The organism is Psychroflexus aestuariivivens (genome assembly GCF_004010055.1).
In the GTDB taxonomy this organism is placed as follows: domain Bacteria; phylum Bacteroidota; class Bacteroidia; order Flavobacteriales; family Flavobacteriaceae; genus Psychroflexus; species Psychroflexus aestuariivivens.
In genome coordinates this window covers 12,449-35,999 of the sequence record NZ_RQVT01000025.1, presented here as the reverse complement: position 1 = coordinate 35,999, position 23,551 = coordinate 12,449, and the positions used below count along the sequence as shown (strand labels likewise).

The 23,551-nt window shown below is 34.6% G+C and carries 23 protein-coding genes; 10 read left to right on the top strand and 13 right to left on the bottom strand.

Annotated elements, in window-relative coordinates; genetic code table 11:
* Window positions 1-10 precede the first annotated feature (10 nt).
* The 4 genes from EIG86_RS05750 to EIG86_RS05735 all read right to left on the bottom strand — a co-directional run bounded on the left by EIG86_RS05750 (window position 11) and on the right by EIG86_RS05735 (window position 3,845).
* Complete coding sequence (locus EIG86_RS05750; RefSeq protein WP_127845211.1) at window positions 11-664, bottom strand: 3-oxoacid CoA-transferase subunit B; 654 nt, start codon at window positions 662-664, stop codon at window positions 11-13.
* A 23-nt stretch (window positions 665-687) separates the two neighbouring features.
* Window positions 688-1,383 (bottom strand): CoA transferase subunit A, encoded by a 696-nt coding sequence (locus tag EIG86_RS05745; RefSeq protein WP_127845210.1) that lies wholly within the window; start codon window positions 1,381-1,383, stop codon window positions 688-690.
* A 134-nt stretch (window positions 1,384-1,517) separates the two neighbouring features.
* Entirely contained in the window at window positions 1,518-2,195 is a 678-nt protein-coding gene (locus EIG86_RS05740) for a hypothetical protein (protein WP_127845209.1), read from the bottom strand.
* Window positions 2,196-2,354: 159 nt separating this feature from the next.
* A complete protein-coding gene (locus tag EIG86_RS05735) occupies window positions 2,355-3,845 on the bottom strand; it encodes a S10 family peptidase (protein ID WP_127845208.1) in 1,491 nt (496 codons plus the stop codon).
* Between the two features lie 152 nt (window positions 3,846-3,997).
* Between EIG86_RS05735 and EIG86_RS05730 the strand changes: the two genes are divergently transcribed.
* The 3 genes from EIG86_RS05730 to EIG86_RS05720 are packed head-to-tail and all read left to right on the top strand — an operon-like array spanning window position 3,998 to window position 5,556.
* On the top strand, window positions 3,998-4,435 hold the full coding sequence (locus tag EIG86_RS05730) for an SRPBCC family protein (RefSeq protein ID WP_127845207.1): 438 nt from the start codon (window positions 3,998-4,000) through the stop codon (window positions 4,433-4,435).
* Window positions 4,435-5,118 carry a hypothetical protein gene (locus tag EIG86_RS05725; RefSeq protein WP_127845206.1) on the top strand — a complete coding sequence of 228 codons (684 nt, stop codon included), beginning with the start codon at window positions 4,435-4,437 and terminating at the stop codon, window positions 5,116-5,118. Before EIG86_RS05730 ends, EIG86_RS05725 begins: the two co-directional genes overlap by 1 nt.
* Window positions 5,119-5,139: 21 nt before the next feature.
* Window positions 5,140-5,556 carry a VOC family protein gene (locus EIG86_RS05720; protein WP_127845205.1) on the top strand — a complete coding sequence of 139 codons (417 nt, stop codon included), beginning with the start codon at window positions 5,140-5,142 and terminating at the stop codon, window positions 5,554-5,556.
* 66 nt (window positions 5,557-5,622) lie between these two features.
* Here EIG86_RS05720 and EIG86_RS05715 read toward each other — a convergent pair whose 3' ends face one another.
* The 8 genes from EIG86_RS05715 to miaB all read right to left on the bottom strand — a co-directional run bounded on the left by EIG86_RS05715 (window position 5,623) and on the right by miaB (window position 13,276).
* Window positions 5,623-6,798, bottom strand: a complete 1,176-nt coding sequence (locus EIG86_RS05715; RefSeq protein WP_127845204.1) for a T9SS type A sorting domain-containing protein — start codon at window positions 6,796-6,798, stop codon at window positions 5,623-5,625.
* A 70-nt stretch (window positions 6,799-6,868) separates the two neighbouring features.
* On the bottom strand, window positions 6,869-8,500 hold the full coding sequence (gene groL / locus EIG86_RS05710; protein WP_127845203.1) for a chaperonin GroEL: 1,632 nt from the start codon (window positions 8,498-8,500) through the stop codon (window positions 6,869-6,871).
* Between the two features lie 29 nt (window positions 8,501-8,529).
* Window positions 8,530-8,805, bottom strand: coding sequence for a co-chaperone GroES (locus EIG86_RS05705; RefSeq protein ID WP_127845202.1), 276 nt, complete (start codon window positions 8,803-8,805; stop codon window positions 8,530-8,532).
* A gap of 138 nt (window positions 8,806-8,943) precedes the next feature.
* Window positions 8,944-9,276: a preprotein translocase subunit SecG gene (gene secG / locus EIG86_RS05700; RefSeq protein WP_127845201.1), complete on the bottom strand. Its 333-nt coding sequence runs from the start codon at window positions 9,274-9,276 to the stop codon at window positions 8,944-8,946.
* Window positions 9,276-10,046 (bottom strand): hypothetical protein, encoded by a 771-nt coding sequence (locus EIG86_RS05695; protein WP_127845200.1) that lies wholly within the window; start codon window positions 10,044-10,046, stop codon window positions 9,276-9,278. Before EIG86_RS05695 ends, secG begins: the two co-directional genes overlap by 1 nt.
* Window positions 10,046-10,543, bottom strand: a complete 498-nt coding sequence (locus EIG86_RS05690) for an LptE family protein (protein WP_192901711.1) — start codon at window positions 10,541-10,543, stop codon at window positions 10,046-10,048. The genes EIG86_RS05695 and EIG86_RS05690 overlap by 1 nt, the downstream gene beginning before the upstream one ends.
* Complete coding sequence (locus EIG86_RS05685; protein WP_127845198.1) at window positions 10,543-11,817, bottom strand: sigma-54 interaction domain-containing protein; 1,275 nt, start codon at window positions 11,815-11,817, stop codon at window positions 10,543-10,545. The genes EIG86_RS05690 and EIG86_RS05685 overlap by 1 nt, the downstream gene beginning before the upstream one ends.
* 10 nt (window positions 11,818-11,827) lie before the next feature.
* Window positions 11,828-13,276 carry a tRNA (N6-isopentenyl adenosine(37)-C2)-methylthiotransferase MiaB gene (gene miaB / locus EIG86_RS05680; protein WP_127845197.1) on the bottom strand — a complete coding sequence of 483 codons (1,449 nt, stop codon included), beginning with the start codon at window positions 13,274-13,276 and terminating at the stop codon, window positions 11,828-11,830.
* 217 nt (window positions 13,277-13,493) lie between these two features.
* Here miaB and topA point away from each other — a divergent pair, with 217 nt between their 5' ends.
* The 7 genes from topA (at window position 13,494) to EIG86_RS05645 (ending at window position 23,177) form a co-directional block, all read left to right on the top strand.
* On the top strand, window positions 13,494-16,043 hold the full coding sequence (gene topA, locus EIG86_RS05675; RefSeq protein WP_127845196.1) for a type I DNA topoisomerase: 2,550 nt from the start codon (window positions 13,494-13,496) through the stop codon (window positions 16,041-16,043).
* 2 nt (window positions 16,044-16,045) lie between these two features.
* Entirely contained in the window at window positions 16,046-17,209 is a 1,164-nt protein-coding gene (locus EIG86_RS05670) for a formimidoylglutamase (protein WP_127845195.1), read from the top strand.
* Window positions 17,210-17,308: 99 nt separating this feature from the next.
* Window positions 17,309-18,685: a T9SS ring complex lipoprotein PorK/GldK gene (gene porK, locus EIG86_RS05665; protein WP_127845254.1), complete on the top strand. Its 1,377-nt coding sequence runs from the start codon at window positions 17,309-17,311 to the stop codon at window positions 18,683-18,685.
* A gap of 53 nt (window positions 18,686-18,738) precedes the next feature.
* Window positions 18,739-19,398, top strand: a complete 660-nt coding sequence (porL, locus tag EIG86_RS05660; RefSeq protein ID WP_127845194.1) for a type IX secretion system motor protein PorL/GldL — start codon at window positions 18,739-18,741, stop codon at window positions 19,396-19,398.
* Between the two features lie 45 nt (window positions 19,399-19,443).
* On the top strand, window positions 19,444-21,021 hold the full coding sequence (gene porM, locus EIG86_RS05655) for a type IX secretion system motor protein PorM/GldM (RefSeq protein WP_127845193.1): 1,578 nt from the start codon (window positions 19,444-19,446) through the stop codon (window positions 21,019-21,021).
* Window positions 21,022-21,043: 22 nt separating this feature from the next.
* A complete protein-coding gene (porN, locus tag EIG86_RS05650; protein WP_127845192.1) occupies window positions 21,044-22,069 on the top strand; it encodes a type IX secretion system ring subunit PorN/GldN in 1,026 nt (341 codons plus the stop codon).
* Window positions 22,070-22,130: 61 nt separating this feature from the next.
* A complete protein-coding gene (locus EIG86_RS05645) occupies window positions 22,131-23,177 on the top strand; it encodes an NAD(P)/FAD-dependent oxidoreductase (protein WP_127845191.1) in 1,047 nt (348 codons plus the stop codon).
* On the opposite strand, the gene EIG86_RS05640 is transcribed toward EIG86_RS05645, so the two are convergent.
* Window positions 23,149-23,544 (bottom strand): DUF983 domain-containing protein, encoded by a 396-nt coding sequence (locus EIG86_RS05640; RefSeq protein ID WP_127845190.1) that lies wholly within the window; start codon window positions 23,542-23,544, stop codon window positions 23,149-23,151. The genes EIG86_RS05645 and EIG86_RS05640 overlap by 29 nt on opposite strands.
* Between the last annotated feature and the right edge of the window lie 7 nt (window positions 23,545-23,551).

Sequence of the window (23,551 nt, the reverse complement as noted above, 5' to 3'; positions counted from 1 at the left end):
ATTATATGAATCAAATTTTCATTTCAGGAATATCGCCTTCTACAATCAAATCACCTTCTGTAGCTTTTTGAATATCTTCAACGCTAACGCCTGGTGCGCGTTCTAGCAATCTAAACTGACCTTTATCAATATCAAGAACAGCTAAGTTGGTAACAATTTTTGTCACGCACTCTACACCAGTTAGTGGGAGTGAACAAGATTTCAAAAGTTTAGACTGTCCAGCTTTGTTTGTGTGCATCATGGCAACGATTATATTCTTAGCCGAACCAACTAAATCCATTGCACCGCCCATACCTTTAACCATCTTACCAGGAATTTTCCAGTTGGCAATGTTTCCGTTTTGCGCAACTTCCATTGCGCCAAGAATCGTTAAGTCAACATGCTGACCTCTAATCATTCCAAAACTTAGAGCCGAGTCAAAAAAACTCGCGCCTGGTAAAGCTGTTATGGTTTGTTTTCCAGCGTTTATGAGGTCTGCGTCTACATCTTCTTCTTTAGGAAATGGTCCCATGCCAAGAATTCCGTTTTCACTTTGAAACTCGACCTCAATATCATTTCTGACATAATTTGCCACAAGAGTTGGAATGCCAATCCCTAAATTGACATAAAATCCATCTTGAACTTCTTTTGCTATTCGTTTTGCAATTCCATTTTTATCTAACATAATATCTTCCTTTCTGAATTAAATTAAGCACGAGTTGTTCTTTGTTCTATGCGTTTTTCATACTTTTCACCTTGAAAAATTCGTTGTACAAAAACACCAGGAATGTGAACGAAATTTGGATCTAATTCACCTGGTTTAACGAGTTCTTCGACTTCAACCACTGTTATTTTTGCCGCGCCACACATTACAGGATTAAAGTTTCTTGCTGTGCCTTTGAAAATTAAATTTCCAGCTTCATCACCTTTCCAAGCTTTTATGAATGCAAAATCAGCTTTAAAAGCGGTTTCCATGATATGGGGTTTACCATCAAATTCACGTACTTCCTTCCCTTCAGCAACTTCAGTTCCGTAACCGGCAGGTGTATAAAATGCTGGAATACCATTTTGCGCTGCTCTGCAACGTTCGGCTAGTGTACCTTGTGGAATAAGGTCTACTTCTAATTCGCCACTCAACATTTGTCGTTCAAACTCGGCATTTTCACCGACATAAGAGGAAATCATTTTTTTAATTTGTTGTTTTTTTAACAACAAACCAAGGCCGAAATCATCAACACCTGCATTGTTAGAAATACAAGTGACATCTTTTATATTTCGTTTCACTAGTTCCTGAATGCTGTTTTCTGGGATTCCGCTTAAGCCAAACCCGCCTAGCATGAATGTCATTCCGTCGTGGACGCCTTCTAAAGCTTCGGTAACGTTATTTACAGTTTTATTAATCATAAGTTCAAATTTTAGTTGAAAATACAGAATTTTCAATATTTCTACAATTTTTTGTAAAATCAATTACTTTTGGTTAAAAAAAAAGCCTTAAAACAAATTTTTGTATTAAGGCTTTCAATTAAACAATTGATATTTTATCTATATCCTGAAAAAATATAATAGGTTATGCCGAAAGTAGCTCTAAACATTGTAGGGTCAAAATCGCTGACACCTGCATTTTGGACACTTTGGTTACCATCAAAAGTGAAATCTGGACTTGCAAACATGCTATAAGTGAAATTTAAAGAGATTGCAAGTTCTCTAGAAACTTGAAATTCTGGTGTGATGCCAAGATTTAAAGTAATTAAATCGTCGCCATCAAGAATGTAACCGTCTGAAATATCCGAATAAACAGCATCTCCACTAAATGTATAATGTGCTGCACCAACTCCTAAATTGGTATAAAGATTTAGACCATAGGGCCAATCTCTGTCATCAATTTTAAAAGCATCTTGCACATCTATAACACCGTTTAGAGTAATATGGTAAACGCTGGTTTCAAAAGGTTCGGAGCCACTATCACCTGAAAGATTTGTAAATCCACCTTTCAGTTCAATTCCGTAAGGTCTTAAGTAGTATCTTCTAGAATCAAACATATACCTTACTCCAAAAGATCCTGTAAGATTATTTAATTCTGAAGCTGAATAATTAGGTGTGAATGAACCATTTGCATTAGCAAATCCTATATCAAAAGACGTAGACCAATTGGTGTCTTGGGCATTCAGATTGGTGAAGACAAACAGTAGTAAAGTTAGTGATATAATAAATTTCATTCTCGTGAAAATTAATTAGTTAGATTACAAATATATAGATTATTTAATAACATATTACATATCCCAAATATTAAAATTTAAAATGTTCCAAAAAAATAAATTAGCTTAAAATATTATCAAACCTCTTAATGCAAAACTATCAATATTTCAAGTTCTTAATTAATATTTAATAGGAGATTTTGACTTAGGTAGATTGTTTTTTATGAATTTTCTAATATCTGCATTTGCACTTTCTAAATCTTCTTTCCGCAAATACATCATGTGACCACTTTCGTAAGTCTTAAAATGAAATCTGTCTCGCATTTTTCCGCTTTCATCGATATGCCACATGGTATATTTTGCGTTAAAATACGTTGTAGCACCATCAAAAAGACCAGATTGGATCATCACTTCCATACTTGGATTTTGAGCCATGGCTTGCCTTAACTGCTTTCCAGAATTATTGTTCTTGTTTCGATCCCAAGGATAAACATTCCCAAACATATTATACTTTACGTCTGTATCAAACTCTAATTCATGTTTCAAATAATGATTTATAGCTGGCGTAAAGGCTTGCAACCAAGAGGTTAATTCAGCATTATAATCTGGGCGGATGCCAGCTTCTTTTTCATCTAAACCTAAATATCTAGAGTCCAATCGACCGATCGTATATCCGTCTTCAATTTTTAAAGTTTTCCAGAATAAGTTGAAAGGTAATTCTAGGTTATTTTGCAAATAAATCTCTTGACTTATGCCAGAATAACGTGACATTTTCCGAGCCATTTCCACTTTTTTTTCATTTGAAAGAAACCCACCTTTAGTCAAAGCAGGTAACAACTCTTCTATAGTGAATTTTTCAACTTCATCCAACAATTTCAAAATGGGTTGCGATTGCATTTCCTGGTTAAGCTTTTCATGATACCACGCTGCAGCAGTAAAATAAGGCAATCTATCAGCAATTTCCACTGGACCATCTCTCTCAATTCCTAATTCTGTAGGAGAAACTAAAATGACACCGTTGATGTACATCCAATGTTGGTTTTGAAGTTCATTTGCCAAGCCAGAAACACGAGTCGTTCCATAACTTTCTCCAATCAGATATTTGGGAGCCAACCATTTATTTTTTCTGCTTACAAATGTATTGATCCATTCAGCTAGATATGAAACATCAGCGTTAACACCAAAGAATTTGGATTTATCAAAATTGCCTTCTTCACCTAATGTAGGTCGTGAATAACCAGTGTTGACAGGGTTGATATAAACGATGTCGGCTACATCTAAAATGCTATGTGGATTTTCCTTGTATCCATAAGGTTGAATAGGGAAACCCTCATCACTAATATTTAGAATTCTGGGACCTGTATATGCCAAATGCATCCATACTGACGCAGAACCAGGGCCGCCATTAAATGAAATTACAAGCGGTCTTTCTTCACTTTTATTTGTTTTGGATTTTGGAACACTATAATATGTATAATGCAAGCTTGCTATCGCTTTTCCTTCTTTATTCCAAACAGGTTGCATACCAACTTCAGCACTATAATTTATTTTTGAACCGTTTATAGTGACATTATGATTTGTGGTTTTACTCATTTCTGGTATGAAAATTCTATCCTGAGCAAATCCTAGGCTAAAGAAAAAAAAGCAAATAAAAAATGTGATATTCTTCATGATATTCGTTTGAAATCATAAATATAATAAACGCTTTCAATTTTTAAGATTGTTAGAGTACAACTTTTTTCATTTTTAAGCTTCAAATGTTTTATTGAAGTTTTTTATATTCTGAAATCTATTAACTTTGAAAAAATCATAGTAATCAAAGTATGAAATATAAAGTAGAAATTAATATCGGTTTGCCGAGACAACGCGTTGTAGAATTGTTCGATAGCGTTGAAAATATGTATAAATGGATGAAAGGTTTACAAGAAGTAAAACTTATTGAAGGTGAACCTGGTCAAGTTGGTGCAAAATCAGAATTACATTTCAATATGGGAAAACGGGATATGATTATGGTTGAAACAATTACGAATAAAGATTTGCCTGATCAAATTTCTGGAACTTATCAAATGGGAACTACTTTAAATATACAACACACTTATTTTGTCAAAATATCAGAAAATTCAACAAAAATGATTTCTGAGAATGAATTCCAAATGAAAGGTGCGTTTAAATTTTTAGGTTGGATTATGCCAGGATTGTTTAGAAAACAAACAGAAAAATACCTCACAGATTTCAAAAATTTTGCTGAATCTAAAGCTTAATGAAAATCATCATTCAAACACCAACAGGAGATCTGCAAAAAAGCATTGACTTCTATACAGCACTTGGGTTTACTAAATGTGAATCCTCTATAGATAATTTGTTTTCAGACGGTCAGTTTTATTTGCAAATCAACCCCGATAAATTCGCTAGAGTTGGGCTAAAAATATTCGTAGATGATTTGGCAAATTTAACTGAAAACCTTCAAAAGCACACCAAAATAGTGAATTTCGAAAGCTGCAAAGTTTTTAGAACACACAATACTACGATACAAATTTCTGAAGATAAGATAGATTTGCCTGAATTGAAATTAACTAAAACATCATTATTGGGTAATTTTGCTGGCCTTAGTTTAGAAACCTTAGATATGTTTTCAGCTTTCAATTTATGGGATTCACTTGGTTTTAAATTAAAAATGGGCGGTATGGATAAAAGTTGGATGACTTTAGAAAATGACTTTGGATTTTGCATAAGTTTTATGCAAATCCAGACTTGTCCACACTTATTTTTCAATCCTTCTTTGACGTTTTTCAATGGAAAAAGCAATTTCGATCGCATTCAAACCATAAGAGAAAAAAACATTTCATTTGCCGAAGAAATTACACATTTTAATGACAAAAACATTGTTGATAATGTTATTTTAAAAGATCCTGGCGGACTTGGGGTCTTTATGTTCAATGACTAATTTTTATCTAAAAACACGAAAATGATCAACACTTATTTAAATTTTAACGGAAATTGCGAATCTGCTTTTGAATTTTACAAATCAGTATTTGGCGGAGAATTCGACTATATCGGTCGATTTGGAGAAATGCCAGCACAAGAAAATATGCCTGAAGTTTCTGATGAAGACAAAAACCGAATTATGCATATTTCTTATAAAATTGGTGAAACCACTTTAATGGGAAGTGACACGATGAGCGAAATGGGCGAGGTGAAATTTGGCGATAATTTTGCTATTTCTATCAATGCGAAATCAAAAACTGAAGCTGATAATTTTTTCTCTAAACTTTCTGAAGACGGCGAAATAATAATGCCTTTGCAAGACACCTTTTGGGGTGCTTATTTTGGACAATTGAAAGACAAATTCGGAATCAATTGGATGGTTAATTTTGATCTGTAAAAATTCAAGGAGTTATAACTTTTCAGAATTGAAAATTATAACTCCTTGAGTTTAGTTTTCAATAATTTATTTTTTTATAATTTTTCTAACAGAACTTTCACCGTTTAAAGTTTCAATCTTCAGTAAATATACGCCACTTACTTTATCGATCAAATCTAATCTGAATTCATTTATACTATCTGTTTTTTTAGAGAAAACCTGCTTTCCTGTGAGATCAAATAAAGAGATTTGAGTTAACGATTGCGCATTGATTGTTATAAAATCTTGAGTTGGATTTGGATATATTTCAAGGTTTACGGGATCATCTATATTTTGATTGGAAAGCAAAGTTTCAGTTTGGATACCTAAATAAAAATGTTCAAAATATTCACCATTCGAATTCGTAAAACTTAAATCTGGGCTAGTTACTTCTTCTCCAGTATTGATATCAACCCCCATAAATTCGTCGTTTTTCATATAATGGTATGTGTTGCTAAACGGATTTATCATAGCACCACTTAAATTGAAAACGTTACCTAATGAAGCTTGAGAAATAATAGTCACTTCACCTGTCATAGGATCGATTGTGCCTAAGAAGGTTTCCGCAGGTGAAGGGTTTCTACCGATGCCGTAAAAATTGGAATCGTACACATTGTAAATTATATTGTCAAAATAGGCGATTTCAGTAGTGTCAATTATTGGGTCATTTACGATTTGTCCAGTAACTAAATCAACTGAGATTAATTTTCCTTCAGATACAAAATAAAATAGCTGGTTCGCTAAATCTAAAGTGGTTTCTCCATTGAATGAAATAAAATCTGCAATTGAAGCATTTGAAATGGTAGTGACATTACCATTTGTCGGGTTTATTTTGGCTAAATATACCCCGTTAGCACCAGTTTCTAATCCGTAAATTTCTTGGGTTACCTCATTGTATTTGAATTTCACAAAACGCTCTGAAGTTGGTGTGGAAATTGTTGGTTGAGAAACAACTAATCCTGTATTGGTATCAACGCCAATGAGTTTATTATCTGAAGCATAATAGTAAATATCTTGATCAGGATCTACGGTAAAAGATAAGTTTTCAATATTAGTAGAAGTAGAAGCTGGAGAAATATCGTTGACTTCTCCACTGGAAGCATTGATGTTGGCTAAATAAATTTCGGAGTTTTCCCCCGACCGAGATAAACCCAATATAGAGTTTTGTCCAAAACTCATGAGTGAAATTGAAAATACTGCAACGAGAAATGTAATTTTTTCCATTTTTTATTTAAATATAAAAAAAAGCTGTTACATACGCAACAGCTTTTCTTATTTATTCATTTTTAGAGTCTTACATCATGCCTGGCATTCCGCCTCCCATTGGTGGCATTCCTCCGCCACCATTATCGTCTTCCTTTATGTCAACAAGAGCGCATTCTGTAGTTAGAATCATTCCTGCAACTGAAGCAGCATTTTCTAAAGCAATTCTAGTCACTTTTTTAGGATCTATGATTCCAGCTTTTAGCATGTCAACATATTCACCAGTTTTAGCATCGTAACCTTTGTTGCCTTCTAAAACTTTATTGATAACTACAGAACCTTCACCGCCTGCATTTTCAACAATAGTTCGCATTGGCGATTCAATGGCTTTAGCAACAATATTTACACCAGTCTTTTGATCGATGTTTTCTGTTTTTATACCTTCTAAAACCTTGATAGCTCTAATTAATGCAACACCACCACCAGCAACAATGCCTTCTTCAACTGCTGCGCGAGTGGCATGTAGTGCATCGTCTACGCGATCTTTTTTCTCTTTCATTTCAACTTCAGAAGCTGCACCTACATAAAGTACACCTACACCTCCAGCAAGTTTTGCCAAACGTTCTTGAAGTTTTTCTTTATCATAATCGCTTGTTGTAGATTCTATCTGAGCTTTAATCTGATTCACACGGTTGGTGATATTTTCTTTTTCACCAGAACCATTGACAATAGTTGTATTGTCTTTGTCGATTGTGATATTTTCAGCAGTTCCAAGCATATCTAAAGTAGCATTCTCTAAAGTAAATCCGCGCTCTTCAGAAATTACTGTTCCACCAGTTAGGATAGCGATATCTTCCAACATTGCTTTTCTACGATCTCCAAAACCTGGAGCTTTTACAGCTGCAATTTTCAAAGAACCTCTTAGTTTGTTAACGACCAATGTTGCTAAGGCTTCACCTTCTATATCTTCTGCAATAATCAATAATGGTTTTCCGCTTTGGGCTGCAGGTTCCAATACAGGAAGTAAATCTTTCATAGAATTGATCTTTTTATCCACGATAAGAATATATGGATTTTCAAGATCAGTCGTCATTTTTTCACTATCTGTAACGAAATAAGGAGATAGATAGCCTCTGTCAAACTGCATGCCTTCTACAACATCAACGTACGTTTCAGTTCCTTTGGCTTCTTCAACAGTAATGACACCTTGCTTACCAACTTTGCCAAAAGCTTCAGCAATTAATTCGCCAATTTTGTCATCGTTGTTTGCAGAAATAGAAGCAACTTGTTTGATTTCTTCAGAAGTATCGCCAACAGATTTTGCTTGTTTAGTTAATTCTGCAACTACAGCTTCTACGGCTAAATCAATTCCTTTTTTCAAATCTAAAGGATTTGCTCCAGAAGCTACATTTTTCAAACCTTCTTGAACGATAGCTTGAGCTAAAACTGTTGCAGTTGTAGTTCCATCACCTGCTAAATCATTAGTTTTAGAAGCAACTTCTTTAACCATTTGTGCGCCCATGTTTTCTAGCGCATCTTCTAGTTCAATTTCTTTAGCAACGCTCACACCATCTTTGGTAACTTGAGGTGCACCAAATGATTTTCCTATGATTACGTTTCTTCCTTTAGGTCCTAAAGTAACTTTTACAGCGTTTGCTAAGGCATCAACACCTCTTTTTACGCCATTTCTTGCTTCTATGTCAAATATTATATCTTTTGCCATTTTATTTATGTTTTATATTAATTAAAAAATTATACAATTGCTAAAATGTCGTCTTCTCTCATAATGAGATAATCTTTATCCTCATGCTTGAGTTCTGTACCAGCAAATTTTCCATAAAGCACCGTGTCACCGACTTTTACAGTCATATCATGGTCTTTTTTGCCATTGCCAACAGCGACAACTTTACCACGTTGAGGTTTTTCTTTAGCGGTTTCAGGAATAATTATTCCAGAAGCTGTTTTTGTTTCTGCGGCTTGAGGCTCAACGAGCACTCGATCTGCCAAAGGTTTAATGTTTACTGCCATTATAAATATTTTTTATGTTTAAAATTTGTAATGGAGTTCATTTCGAAAATTATGCCAAGTAGAAAATCCTGTCATTTAGCAAAAAAAAATGCCAGCTTGTCATAAGCTGGCATTTTAAAAAATATTTTTTGTTGATTTCTACTCTCCTGATTCTGGCATTGGTGGAATATTGCTTTCAGTATTTTCTACTGGTGTCGCATTTTCATCCAATAACTTTGAATCTTGGTTACTTCTATTACTAATAACTGTAACATTAGATAATAGAATTAAAACTAATAATAATGTTGCTAAGGCCCAGGTACTTTTGTCAAGAAAGTCCGAGGTTTGCTTTACGCCGCCAACTTGTTGTGATCCACCACCACCGAAAGAAGATGATAAACCGCCGCCTTTTGGATTCTGCACCATAATAACAACTATAAGTAGAAATGCTACTATAACTATTAATACTAAAAATATGGAAAATGTACTCATTATAATTTATTTTCTTTTATGCTTTCAATTTCATTTATTTGGTCTGCAAAGAAACTACTTTTTTCGGGATTATTCAAAATTAATATTTTATAAGCCTGAATAGCCTTGTCAAAGCGTTTTTGCTCTGTATAAACCCTGGCTAAAGTTTCCGTCATCAACCTAGATGTTGGGGCTTCTTTAGCTAAAATCTTACCAGAATTCTCGTAAGATTTTGCGGGTACAATTTTAGGATTATTTTTTATAAATCTATCAATAATTTGAGATTGTTTTGTGTCAATTTTACTTTTAGGCGCATTTTCTTCCTTTTTAACGGGGTGAATTTGTGTTAATTTTAGCCATTCTTCAAAAGACCGAGGCTCTGAAGCGTCAAATTCTAAAGGTCGACCAATTTCTGTATCATCCTTTTCAACAAATAAGTCAGGATCAGTGAGTGTTTCTGTTTCAGTGATACTGATTTCAGTTTCTACGCCTGTGTCTTGATTAATTTCAACCAATTTCATGGCTTCAATTTTTTCTGCTATTTCCAATTGGTCGAATTCTTCTGAAGTAATAAAGTCGAATAATAGAGATCGATCTGCAGTTTTCGCAGCGGTTTTTTTTAAAAAATCATTGTATTGAAAACTTGAGCGATGTTTTAATAATTTCAGCTTAATCGCCCAAAGTGGCTGGAAATAAGGATGTTTTTCAATAAGTTCTGAAATTGAATTCAAATCGTTTTCAGAAAACTCAAATGGCGACTTAATAATATGTAAAACCTCGTTTTTTTGCATTACCAATTGGTTAGTGAAGCATTGAATATGTCTTGGGTGATTCTTGTGAATACTTCTGTAACAGCTTCATCTCTAGTCGCCCCAGTGAGTTGCTGATTGGCAGGAAAATCAAAATAAAAAGAGAATTTTTTTTCAAAATCTTTTTCAGGTTCCAAAGTGTTATAGTATCGCACATTAACTTCAATGGTTAAACGGTTTTGCGCAGCCCGATCGTCTGCTGTGGCGGTCATTGGCGCAACATAATATCTCGTTATTTCTCCCTCATAAATTAAATCTGCATTGCTATTGGTTAAACTCAAACTGGTTTGACTTAGGATTAAATCTTGAAGTTGAAGTGTAAAATCACGGTCTATTCCAGGTTCAACTAATTGAGCATTGTTCTGAAAGTAATTTACCTGAAATGTTTCTGCATTGCCGATGTCTGCTCCTGTAAATGAGTAATATTTGCATGAGGTTAAGGCGAAAAGACTAATTAAAACAATAATTTTTTTAGACATCATAAATTGTATTGTTTGATTTTTCGGTACAAGGTGCGCTCGCTAATGCCTAATTCATCGGAGGCAGGTTTTCTTCGACCCTGATGACGTTCCAAAGATTTTTTAATGAGTTCTACTTCTTTGTCTTGCAAGGAAAGCGTTTCTTCTTCCTCAATATCTTCCGCATAATCGTAAGAATCTTCTGTTTCTATAGCTTTGGTTTGTTGTTTTTTATAGTCAGGAACTTGAAGAATCTCTAACTGGTCTGCCGGACTTTCATCTGTAAATCGGTTGTCTTCATCGTCGTTGCCATATACTTTTTCAATCAGGCCTTGATTTTCTTTTTTGAATTTTTCGTCGTCTTCTTTTTCCATTAACTCTAAGGTTAACTTCTTCAAATCATTCAGATCATTTTTCATATCAAAAAGCACTTTGTACAAAATTTCTCTTTCATTACTGAAATCATTTTTGCTGCTTTTTTGTTCTGAAATTACCGACGGCAAGTTTGAACTGTTTTTTGGCAAGTATTGATACAAAGTTTCTTCGTCAACTTCTCTACTGGTTTCCAAAACAGAAATTTGCTCTGTGACGTTCCTTAACTGGCGAATATTTCCTGGCCAACTGCAGTTTTCCAAAGCCTTAATGGCTTTGTCTGTCAATCGGATAGTGGGCATTTTGTATTTCGTAGCGAAATCCGAAGCAAATTTTCTGAATAACAAATGTATGTCTGAGCGTCTTTCCCGTAATGGCGACAAATTGATTTCAACTGTATTCAATCTATAATATAAATCTTCTCTAAATTTATTGTCTTTGATTGCTTTCAGCATATTCACGTTGGTTGCCGCTACAATTCTGACATTAGTTTTCTGAACTTGTGAAGAACCGACCTTCATAAATTCTCCGTTTTCCAAAACCCTTAGCAAACGGACTTGTGTGGTCAATGGTAATTCACCAACTTCATCCAAAAAAATTGTACCTCCGTCGGCTTCTTTGAAATAGCCGTCCCGTGCTTGATTAGCGCCAGTAAATGCGCCTTTTTCATGACCGAACAATTCACTATCTATCGTCCCTTCAGGAATAGCGCCGCAGTTGACTGCAATATATTTGGCGTGTTTTCTGTGAGATAAAGCGTGAATTATTTTAGGTAAACTTTCTTTTCCAACACCACTTTCGCCTGTGACCAAGACAGAAATATCAGTTGGTGCAACGCGAATCGATTTTTCAATCGCACGGTTTAGGCTAGGGTCGTTTCCTATGATTTCAAAACGTTGTTTGATGGCTTGTGGAGATTCCATAAAAAATATTTTAGGCTTGCATTGGACCGTAGCCAACAGCTTCGCCGATTAATGTAGCACTTGTGCAATCTTTCATTTCAACCATCACATAATCACCAACTTTATAATGTTCTTTCGGGAAAACTACCGTTGTAGACTGGGCGTTTCTGCCACTCCATTGCAAATCAGATTTTTTAGATTCTTTTTCTATGAGTACTTCTTGGATTTTACCAAGATGTTGCTCCGTTCTGAATCTGGAGTGTTTTTGCTGTAAATCTATAATTTCTTGAAGTCGTCTTTTCTTAGTGGCTTCAGGAACATCGTCTTTAAATTTTTTGGCACCAAGTGTTCCTGGCCTTTCTGAATAAGTAAACATAAAACCAAAATCGTATTTTACGTGTTCCATTAAAGAAATCGTGTCTTGGTGGTCGGCTTCAGTTTCTGATGGGAATCCAGCAATCATGTCTTGCGAAATACCACAATCTGGAATTCGAGTTCTAATATTTTCAATAAGCTGAAAGTATTCTTCACGAGTGTGCAAACGATTCATTTTTTTCAAAACCCTATCACTTCCACTTTGTACTGGCAAATGAATATAGTTACAAATATTATCGTATTTGGCCATGCTTTCAATAACATCTATAGTCATGTCTTGCGGATTGGATGTTGAAAAGCGAATTCGCATTTTAGGCTGTGCTTTGGCAACCATTTCGAGCAAGTTGGCAAAATTGACTGCTGTTGCTTGTTGAATTGGTGAGGCTTTTTTGAAATCTTTTTTCAAACCACCACCATACCATAAATAGCTGTCCACATTTTGACCAAGCAAGGTGATTTCCTTAAAACCTTTGCTCCATAAATCGTTGACTTCATCAATAATGCTTTTTGGATCTCTGCTGCGCTCGCGACCTCGCGTGAATGGAACCACACAAAATGTACACATATTGTCGCATCCTCTTGTTATAGAAACAAAAGCTGAAACGCCATTGCTTTGCAATCGTACTGGAGAAATATCTCCGTAAGTTTCTTCTTTAGACAAGATAACATTCATGGCATTTCTGCCACTTTCCACTTCTTCAATAAGGTTAGGTAAATCTTTGTAGGCATCTGGTCCAACAACCAAATCAACTATTTTTTCTTCTTCCAAAAATTTGCTTTTCAATCGTTCTGCCATGCAACCCAAAACGCCAACTTTCATTTTAGGATTGTGTTTTTTGACAGCGTTGTATTTTTCCAATCGTTTTCTAACTGTTTGCTCTGCTTTGTCACGAATAGAGCAAGTATTTACCAAAACCAAATCAGCTTCAATAAGTTCATTGGTAGTGTTGAAACCGTTTTTTTGAAGAATAGAAGCCACAATTTCACTATCGCTGAAATTCATCTGGCAACCATAACTTTCTATATAAAGTTTTTTATGATTTTGTTCTTGTTTGTCTTGCACAAGTGTTTGGCCTTGCACACTTTCATCAATAACCTTCTCCATCTGTATTAAAAATTTTGACAAAGATACATTTAATGAAAAAACTGACAAAGTGTCATTTTGCAGATTTCATTTTTTTGATGTAAAATTGAAACCAATTTGAATGCTGTTTTTGAAATATTATGAAGAGTTTTCGGAGGTGTAAATTTTCACTTTAAATTCATTCTAAAATTCAAATCAAAAAATTCGTATACTTTTGCAATCATAAAATTAAAATTAAATGGCAAAAAATCTTGTAATAGTTGAGTCACCGGCCAAAGCTAAAACTATAGAAAAATTTCTTGGAAAAGACTATAAAGTAGCGTCTAGTTTTGGGCACATCGCTGACTTACCATCCAAAGAATTGGGAGTGGATGTTGATAATGATTTTAAGCCGAAATACATTGTCAATAAAGATAAGAAAGATGTAGTAAGGAAACTTAGCAAGATGGCGAAAGATTCTGAAATGGTCTGGCTTGCCAGTGATGAGGATCGAGAAGGAGAAGCCATTGCTTGGCATTTAGCAGATGAATTGGATTTAAAAAAAGACAAAACAAAACGTATTGTTTTTTCTGAAATCACAAAAACTGCTATTCAGCGTGCTATTGAAAATCCACGTGAAATAGATTATAATTTGGTCGACGCCCAAAAAGCTCGACGAATTTTAGACCGTTTGGTCGGTTACGAATTGTCGCCAATTTTATGGCGAAAAGTGAAAGGTGGCTTGTCTGCTGGGCGTGTTCAGTCAGTTTCAGTAAGATTAATTGTGGAGCGTGAACGCGAGATTATAGATTTTTCTCCGGAGGCTTCTTTTAGGGTCGACGCACAATTCAAAACGAGTAAAGGTGATGCTTTCAAAGCTAAGTTACCTAAAAATCTAAAATCTAAAGAAGAGGTAGAATCTTTTCTAGATTCCCAAAAGCAAGCTAAGTTTACAGTTGATGATTTAACCAAAAAACCAGCTAAAAAATCGCCTGCGCCACCATTTACGACCTCTACTTTGCAACAGGAAGCAGCGAGAAAATTGTATTTCTCTGTGAGTAAAACTATGAATATGGCGCAACGTTTGTACGAAGCTGGTCATATCACTTACATGAGAACGGATAGTGTGAATTTATCATCACAAGCTAAAGAAAGTGCTAAAGATGAAATCGATAACGCTTATGGAAACAAATACCATAAAGCAAGAAATTATAAAGGAAAGTCAAAAGGTGCACAAGAAGCTCACGAAGCAATTCGTCCAACAAATTTTGCCTCGCACCAAATCGATGCAGAACGGGATCAACAACGTTTGTATGAATTAATTTGGAAACGCGGTATTGCTTCACAAATGAGCGATGCAGAGTTAGAGCGCACAAATGTCAAAATTTCCTCAGACAAAGACGATCGTCAATTCACAGCAAATGGTGAAGTTGTGAAATTTGATGGCTTTTTGAAAGTTTATCTGGAAGGCAAAGATGACGATGATGAGGAACAAAATAGTGGTTTGTTGCCAGCGATGTCGGTCGGTGAAAACTTGACCAACGATTATATTCAGGCGACAGAACGATATACACGTCCGCCATCGAGATATACAGAAGCCTCTTTGGTAAAGAAATTAGAAGAATTAGGAATTGGAAGACCATCAACATATGCGCCGACCATTTCAACAATTCAAAATAGAAAATATATTGAAAAGGGAAATGTTGACGGAACTGAAAGAGAATATGTTCAGTACACTTTCAAAAATGATGATATAAAAACCAAAACGCTTTCAGAAAAAGTTGGGAGCGACAAGGGTAAATTGGTGCCTACTGATGTTGGAATGGTTGTAAACGATTTTCTTGTAAAACATTTTAAAGGTATTTTGGATTATAATTTTACAGCTAAATTGGAGCAAGATTTCGATGAAGTTGCTGAAGGAAATGCCAAATGGACAAAAGTGATGAAGGATTTCTATATTCATTTTCATCCAAATGTTTTAGATGTAGCAGAAAATGCTGAACGTGAAGTTGGGGAAAGAATTCTAGGAAAAGATCCCGAAACAGGAAAACCAGTAAGTGCTAGATTAGGGAAATTCGGTCCGATGGTTCAGATTGGTTCTGTAGAAGATGACGAAAAACCCAGGTTTGCGAGTTTAAAACCAGAGCAAACTTTAGCTTCGGTGACATATGAAGAAGCTATGGACTTGTTTAAGCTTCCTAAAAAACTTGGCGAATACAAGGATGAAGAAGTTGAAGCAAATATAGGACGTTATGGTCCTTATGTTCGTTTCGGTAAAAAGTTTGTCTCCCTTGATAAAGGCGAAGATCCGCTTGATGTATCTTACGATCGTGCAATAGAGCTAATCAAAGCTAAAGAAAAAGCAGAAGAACCAATTTACTATTATAAAGACAAAGGTGTTCAGAAAGGAGTAGGACGTTTCGGTCCATATTTGAAATGGGACGGCATGTTTATAAATGTGAATAAAAAATATGACTTCGATAATTTGTCAGACAAGGATATTGTTGAATTAATTGAAGATAAAATTCAAAAAGAAAAAGACAAATTGATTCATCATTGGGAAGATGAAGGTATTAAAGTAGAAAAAGCACGCTGGGGAAGATTTAAAGTTTCTAAAGGGAAAACAAAAGTTGAGCTCCCTAAAACTACCGATGCAGAAGCTTTGACTTTAGATGAAGTGAAAGCGATTTTGGAGAAAAATACTAAATCCAAAAAGAAACCTGCAAAAAAGAAAACAGCAACGAAGAAGAAAACGACAAGCAAAAAAACGACTACAAAAAAGTCTTCAACTAAAAAGAACTCTAAATAAAAATGGGATTTGATTTTTTAAATCCAATTGATGAAAATGTAAAATCTGAAATCAAGAATTTTTCAGGCCAAACACTTTCTGGTATTGTTAGTTTTTACAACGATATTGACGAGGATGAAATAGAAGGTTTTGATATTGCAATTGTTTGTGTGGCAGAAGCTAGAAATAGCCTATATGAGCAAAAGTCTGATTTTTGTTTCAATGATATTAGAAAGGCGCTTTATAAGCTTTTTATTGGAAACTGGAAGACAAGTATTTTAGATTTAGGTGATATTCAACCTGGTGCTGAAACTTCAGACACAGAATATGCATTAAAATCTTTAGTTTCAGAATTATTAAAAAAAAATATAGTTCCAATTATTCTGGGTGGAAGTCAGGATTTGACCTTTGCTCAATATCGTGCATATGATGGCATAAAATATATGGTCAACTTGTCAACTGTAGATCACAAGTTTGATTTAGGTAATTCAGATATGCCTATGAATGGACAATCCTATGTTGGTAAAATGATAGTTGATGAGCCGTATAATATGTTCAATTATGCGAATTTGGGATATCAAACATTCCTATCTCCTCAAGAAGAAATTGACTTAATGGACAAATTATTTTTTGACGCCCTGCGTCTTGGGGTTTTAAAAAATGATTTGAAAAGAGCAGAGCCTGTGCTGAGAGATTCAGATTTGCTTAGCATCGATGTGACAAGCATAAAAACTTCAGAACTTGGCGAAGCATCTCATTTTATGCCAAATGGATTCAGCACTTTTGAGTTTTGTGCATTGTCGAGATATGCAGGAATGAGCGAAAAATTGACAAGTTTTGGTTTGTATGAAATTCAGTCTATAATGAAATCAGAAAATTTCGTAAATTTGATAGCACAAACATTGTGGTATTTTTTTGAAGGTTTTAATTTGCGACTTACAGAAAATATTTCAGAAGCTAACAATAACATTACTAAGTATAGCGTTCCTATATCTGATGAGATATTAGTGTTCTTTAAAAGTGAAAAATCTAATCGTTGGTGGATGGAAATTCCTTCAGCTAAAGATGTTGATAATAATCTTAATAAGGCTTCGTTATTAGCATGCGATAAAAAAGATTATATAGATGCTTGCAATTCAGTTGTTCCAGAACGCTGGTTAAATGCTAAATATAAGAATTTACTTTAAAAGTGTACTTTTTTTAAGTGATTGTTAAGAAAAAAATTGTTTATTTGTAATTAATTGAATAGGTTTACGCCCCAAAACATAAGATTTAGTTTTATGGAAATGAAAAATTATTTACAGCTATTTTTAATAGCTATTGTTCTAACCAGCTGTGGTAACTCTGATAGAGGTCAATTAGTTGGTGTTGAAGGAAAAAAGTGGTTTCCTGAAAAACCATATGGAATGGTGTTGGTGCCCGGCGGCTCTTTTATTATGGGTAAAGCTGATGATGATATTGCCGGTTTAGAAAATGCACCAACCAAAACAGTGACTGTGCCTTCTTTTTATATGGATGAAACGGAAATTACAAACTCTGAGTATAGACAGTTTGTTCATAGAGTCAGAGATTCAGTTGTTAGACAGAGACTTGCTGAAGAGGCTGAGCTTGCTGGAGGAAACGGTGGAGGTCAAGGAGGTGGTAGAAATAGAACCATCCAAGACTTTGCTTTCCAAAATGCGGATAACCAAGGTGGAGGGAATCAAAATCAGAACCTAACGCCATATCAAGAATTCTCAAGACACTATGATCCAATGGATCAGCAGTTAAACTGGGATGTTGATATTATTTGGGAAACATCTGAGTATCCTGACGAATCTTACGTAATGGTAATGGATGAGTTTTATTTGTCTAACGATCAATCTTTCAATGGTGAAAGAATGTTGGATGTTACGAAATTCAAGTACAGTTACAAAACTATGGATACTGAAGCTGCTGCAAGAGAAAGCGAGGACAGATCTAGTAATGTAACTGAAGAAGAGGTTGAAGTTTATCCAGACACAACAGTTTGGGTAAGAGATTTCAATTATTCTTATAATGAGCCAATGCATAATGACTACTTTGCGCATACTGCTTTTGATAATTATCCTGTTGTCGGTGTGACTTGGAAGCAAGCTAAAGCTTTTGCAAATTGGAGAACCAAGCATTTGAACGATTTCAGAAGAGAAATCGGGGAGTCAAGGTCAAATATGTTTAGATTACCATCTGAAGCTGAATGGGAATATGCTGCTCGAGGTGGAATTGAGTCCGCGACCTATCCGTGGGGTGGTCCTTATACTAAAGACGATCGTGCCTGTTTCTTAGCAAATTTCAAACCAATGAGAGGTGATTATGCTGCTGATGAAGTGTTGTATACAGCAGAGGCTGACTCTTATAGGCCAAATGATTATGGGCTTTATAATATGTCAGGAAATGTGGCTGAATGGGTTAATACTTCTTATGATCCAGCATCATACGAATATATGTCGCCAATGAGCCCGAACGTAAATAATAAGGATAATTTAAGAAAAGTGATTCGTGGTGGATCTTGGAAAGATGTAAGCTATTTCTTACAAGTGAGTACAAGAGATTATGAATATGCGGATTCAGCTAGAAGTTACATAGGATTCCGAATTGTACAAGATTTCTTAGGTAATGCCTTAGATTTAAATAGAGATAGATAAAAATTAAACCCAAACCTAAATTAATAACTTAAATTTAAAAATTAAATTTTATTATGGCAAAGTCAAAATCAGGAAAAAAAATAATGAATATGGTATATGGCCTTGGAGCGGCTATTGTAATTATTGGAGCATTATTTAAAATTCAACACATCGAAATTGGACCATTAACTGGTGGTCTTATGTTAACTATTGGTCTTGTTACAGAAGCATTAGTATTTACAGTTTCTGCATTTGAACCAATTGATACAGACCTAGATTGGTCAAAAGTTTATCCTGAATTAGCTCAGGAAGAACCAGCAGCCAAAAAAGCTGGCAAAAAAGAAGAAGCTCCAAAAGACGAGCAAGGTATGTTGTCTAAGAAGTTAGACGAAATGCTGAAAGAAGCTAAAATCGATTCCAAATTGATGGAAGGTCTTGGCCAAAGCATGAGAAATTTTGAAGATGCTGCTAAAGGCATTGCACCTACTGCTCAAGCAATGAGTTCTCAGAAAAAATACAGTGAGGAATTGAGTACTGCTGCTTCGCAAATGGAATCTTTGAATAGTCTTTATAAAGTACAGGTTGAGTCTGCATCAAAACAAGCTGAAGTTAATCAGGCAGTTGCTGACAATGCTTCCAAATTGAAAGATCAAATGGAGTCGTTAACAAATAACCTGAACTCATTAAATAGTGTTTATGGAAATATGTTAACTGCTATGCGTCCAAAAGCGTAACATTAACCTATAACCCTTAGAATAAAAATAAACCTATAATATAATATGGCAGGAGGAAAAGAAACCCCAAGACAACGGATGATTAATTTGATGTATCTTGTGTTTATAGCAATGCTAGCACTTAATATGTCAAAGGAAGTTTTGTCCGCCTTTGGAACGATCAATGAATCGTTAGAAGAATCTAATGAAAACTTTGAGTCCAAAAATGACCAGGCGCTTCAAGGACTTAAAATTAAAGCCGAAGAATCACCAGAGCAGTTTGAAGAAGTAAAGGTAATGGCAGAGAATGTTTCAGCTGCAACTTCAGAGCTTTTTAACTATTTTGCAGAAATAAAGGATGGAATGTACAATTCTGTAGATGATCCTAAAGATTACGAAACAATGGATAAATCATCTTATGTTAATGAATTGTTTGTAAAAGGTGAAAAACTTAAGCCTGAAGGAGAACAATTTTTAGCGAATATGAGATCTTATAAGGATAAGATGAATGAAATCCTAGGTGGTAAGTCGAAATATGAAGGATTTTTAGCTACTATAAACGAAAGATTTAGTGCTGACGATGTTAGTCCTGATTCTGGTGTAAAAGGTGCTAAAGTCAACTATATAAGACACCATTTTGTTGGCTATCCTTTAATTTCATCAATTACTAAAATCACCAACTTACAACATGATTTAAAAGTTCTTGAGAATGAAATTTTATCATCTATGCTTTCTGGACAATTGACACAAATGGCATCGATGGAAAATTATACGACATTATTACAACAGGATCGTAGCGCTTATTACCAAGGAAATGTTTTTGATGGATCTATAGTTTTAGGCCGAACAGATGAAAACACTGTTCCAAACGAAGTTGAGCTGACTTTAGACGGAAGAAAATTAACTAAGGGTCAGGATTTTAAAGTTGAAGGTGGTCAAGTAAAGCTTAATGTCAACGCTGGAAGTGCAGGTGATCATAAAATTAAAGGTACTTTGACATTCTTACAAGAAGGTAAAGAAATTGAAGTTCCTGTCGATAAATCATATTCTGTAATTCCTAAGCCTAATCAAGCTATTGTTTCAGCAGATAAGATGAATGTTGTTTATAGAGGTATTAAAAACCCGATAACAGTTTCTATGCCTGGTGTGCCTAGTAATAAAATTAGTGCGAGTGCTACTCCAGCAAATCTTAAACAAATTAGCGGAACGAGCTACGAAGTTGTTCCAACCACTGGTACAGAGTTAAAAATAAATGTTACTGGTGAGATTGATGGTGATAGAATTAGTTCCCCACCTGTTACTTTTAGAATTAAGAGTTTACCAAGACCAACTCCAACCGTTCGTGGACAAATTCAAGAAGGAGCTGCGATCAAAATGCCTAGAAATGCTTTAGCTGTTTCTCCGATTGGTGCTACTTTTGAAAACTTTGATTTCGACATTACACCACAAGTTAAGAGATTCACTATTAGTATTCCTGGACAACCTTCAGTTGTAGTTAACGGTGACCGTTTAGATCAAAAAGCAAAAGGCTTACTTGATTTAGCTAAAACTGGTGATATTGTACAAATATTTGATATTAAAGCTGACGTTCCTGGTGTAAACGTTAAAAATATGCCAGCAATATTAGTACAGCTTACAAACTAGAATTAAAAGAAAATTTATAAAGATGAAGCGATTTAATTTGAATTTTTTGGCAAGTCTGTTTTTCCTAGCAGCCGCTTTTTCTGCATCAGCTCAATCTAATATATTGAATGCAGAAAAACCTGAGGATGTTGGTGTTTTGACAGAAGACCAAGAAAAATATGACGATGATGAACCATTAGAGTATGGTTACGTAGGAGACAGAGACGTTTTGTGGTCTAAAGTCGTTTGGGAAAAAATAGACCTTAACCAAAAAGTTAATTTTCCACTGCTTTATCCCACAAACGATAATTCTGTAAGCAAAGACAGACGTTCTTTATTTCAAGTACTTTTAGATGCTATTGAAGCTGGCGCAACTGGAGATACTACATCTCAAGCGCCTGTTACTGAAGTTTATGCGACTAGTTACTTCAATAAAAAGCGTTCTTTCGAAGATGTTCAAGATGCATTGAAAGCTATTTTCTTACCCGATGTTGCTCTTGATATTTTAGGGCAATATGGTGTAACTGGAACAGAAGCTGTTCAGCAGTTTATTACTCGTTCTATCAGTGGTAATCTTGAAAACTATCCTGAACTTTATCCTTCTGCTTTAATCGATCAGATGGAGCCTTATATTATTCCTACAGAAATTACTGGTAATAATATTTTAGAATATCATATTAAAGGAATGTGGTATTTTGATAAAGTTCAAGGTGAAATGAGATACAGATTGCTTGGTATTGCACCTGCAGGTTATGACATTCAAACGCAGAATCCTAGTTTTACTGGAGAACCTCAAGTTATTCCTTATTTCTGGGTTTGGTTTCCTGATGCTCGTCAAGCATTGCACGAAGCTAAAGTCCTAAATAAAGACAACAGTTCTATGCCATTTAGTTTTGATCATCTGTTAAACTCTAGACGTTTTGATGCAGTTATTTATAAAACTGAAAATGTCTATGAAGACAGAGAAGTAGATGAATACATTCAAGATAATGCATTAATGCAATTACTAGAATCTGACAGAATTAAAGAAGAAATTAGAAATTTTGAACTAGATATGTGGAATTACTAAATTCCTAATATTAAAATTAATAAATTCGCCTTTACAATTATTTGTAAAGGCGTTTTTATTTATGAAAGATTTTCTTATCGTTGGTTTTGGTATCGCTGGACTTACTTTTTCAAATAGACTTCAGCAAAACAACCTCTCTTTTGATGTTATATCAGATAGTAGTCAAAAATCTTCAAGAGTTGCTGGCGGTGTTTTAAATCCAGTCGCTTTAAAACGTTATAAACTTGCCTGGAATGCAGATTCCTTTCTTCGTGAAGCCATTTCCTTTTATAAATCAATAACTTATCCTTCGACATCTGATTTTGAACCTGTACCTATCCATAAAATCTTTTCTTCCATACAAGACCAAAATGATTGGATGCTAGCTTCAGACAATTTTCAATTATCCAGTTTTTTAAATGATGAATTAGTGATTAACAATCCTGAAATTTCAAAAAACTATAAATCTGGGATTGTCAAACATACCTTTTTACTAGATTTAAAAAATATCCTGGAACGTAAAGAAAGTGAATTTCTGAAAAATTCTTGTTTCATTAAAGCTAGTTTTGATTATGAAAAGATTGACATTCAAAATAATAAAATAACCTACCAAAATAATACTTATCGATATATTGTTTTTTGTGAAGGATTTGGTGTTGTCCAAAATCCTTATTTTAACTGGCTTCCAATTTATGGTAATAAAGGTGAATATATCATTTTTCACGCACCAGATTTAAATTCTAACCACACAATTTTAAAATCTAAATATTTTATAATTCCAGTAGGAAATGACTGTTATAAATTTGGTGCAACTTACAGTCGAGATAATCTAAATGATATACCAACACCGAAAGCTAGAAGTCAATTAAAAGAAAACTTATCTGCTCTCTTAAATTGTAATTTTGAAATTGTAGATCAAATTGCTGGAGTACGACCAACTGTTTCAGATCGAAAACCTATCTTGGGCAAGCATCCAAAATATCAAAACATGTATGTTTTCAATGGTTTTGGTAGTCGAGGTATTATTTCTGCACCAAGTTTGTCTAAAGATTTATTATTGCACATTACCAAGAATCAAACGCTTGATAAGGATGTGGATATTAGTCGCTTTTTGAAGTTTTACCTTTAGCATTCTTGTCATAATTTATAAACATATTGATCCAAATATTCCTAGATAATCGCATTATAATAGGCATCAAAGCTAATAGAACAATGATTATAGCTATAAAAGAAGTGATAACATCGAGACCAATAAAAAAATAAGAAATTATAAAAGTTGCCACAGAGAATGCAACGCCAAGTCCATAGCTTACGTACATAGCACCATAAAAAAACGACGGTTCAATTTTATATTTTGTGTTACAAACACTACATCTTTCGTGCATATCATAAATCTTACCTAATTTATAAGGATTGGACTCTTTGTACATTTTGCCCTCATGACATACTGGGCAAGTCCCCGTTAGGATGCTGTATAATTTCGAACCTTTTAGCATTTTCAAT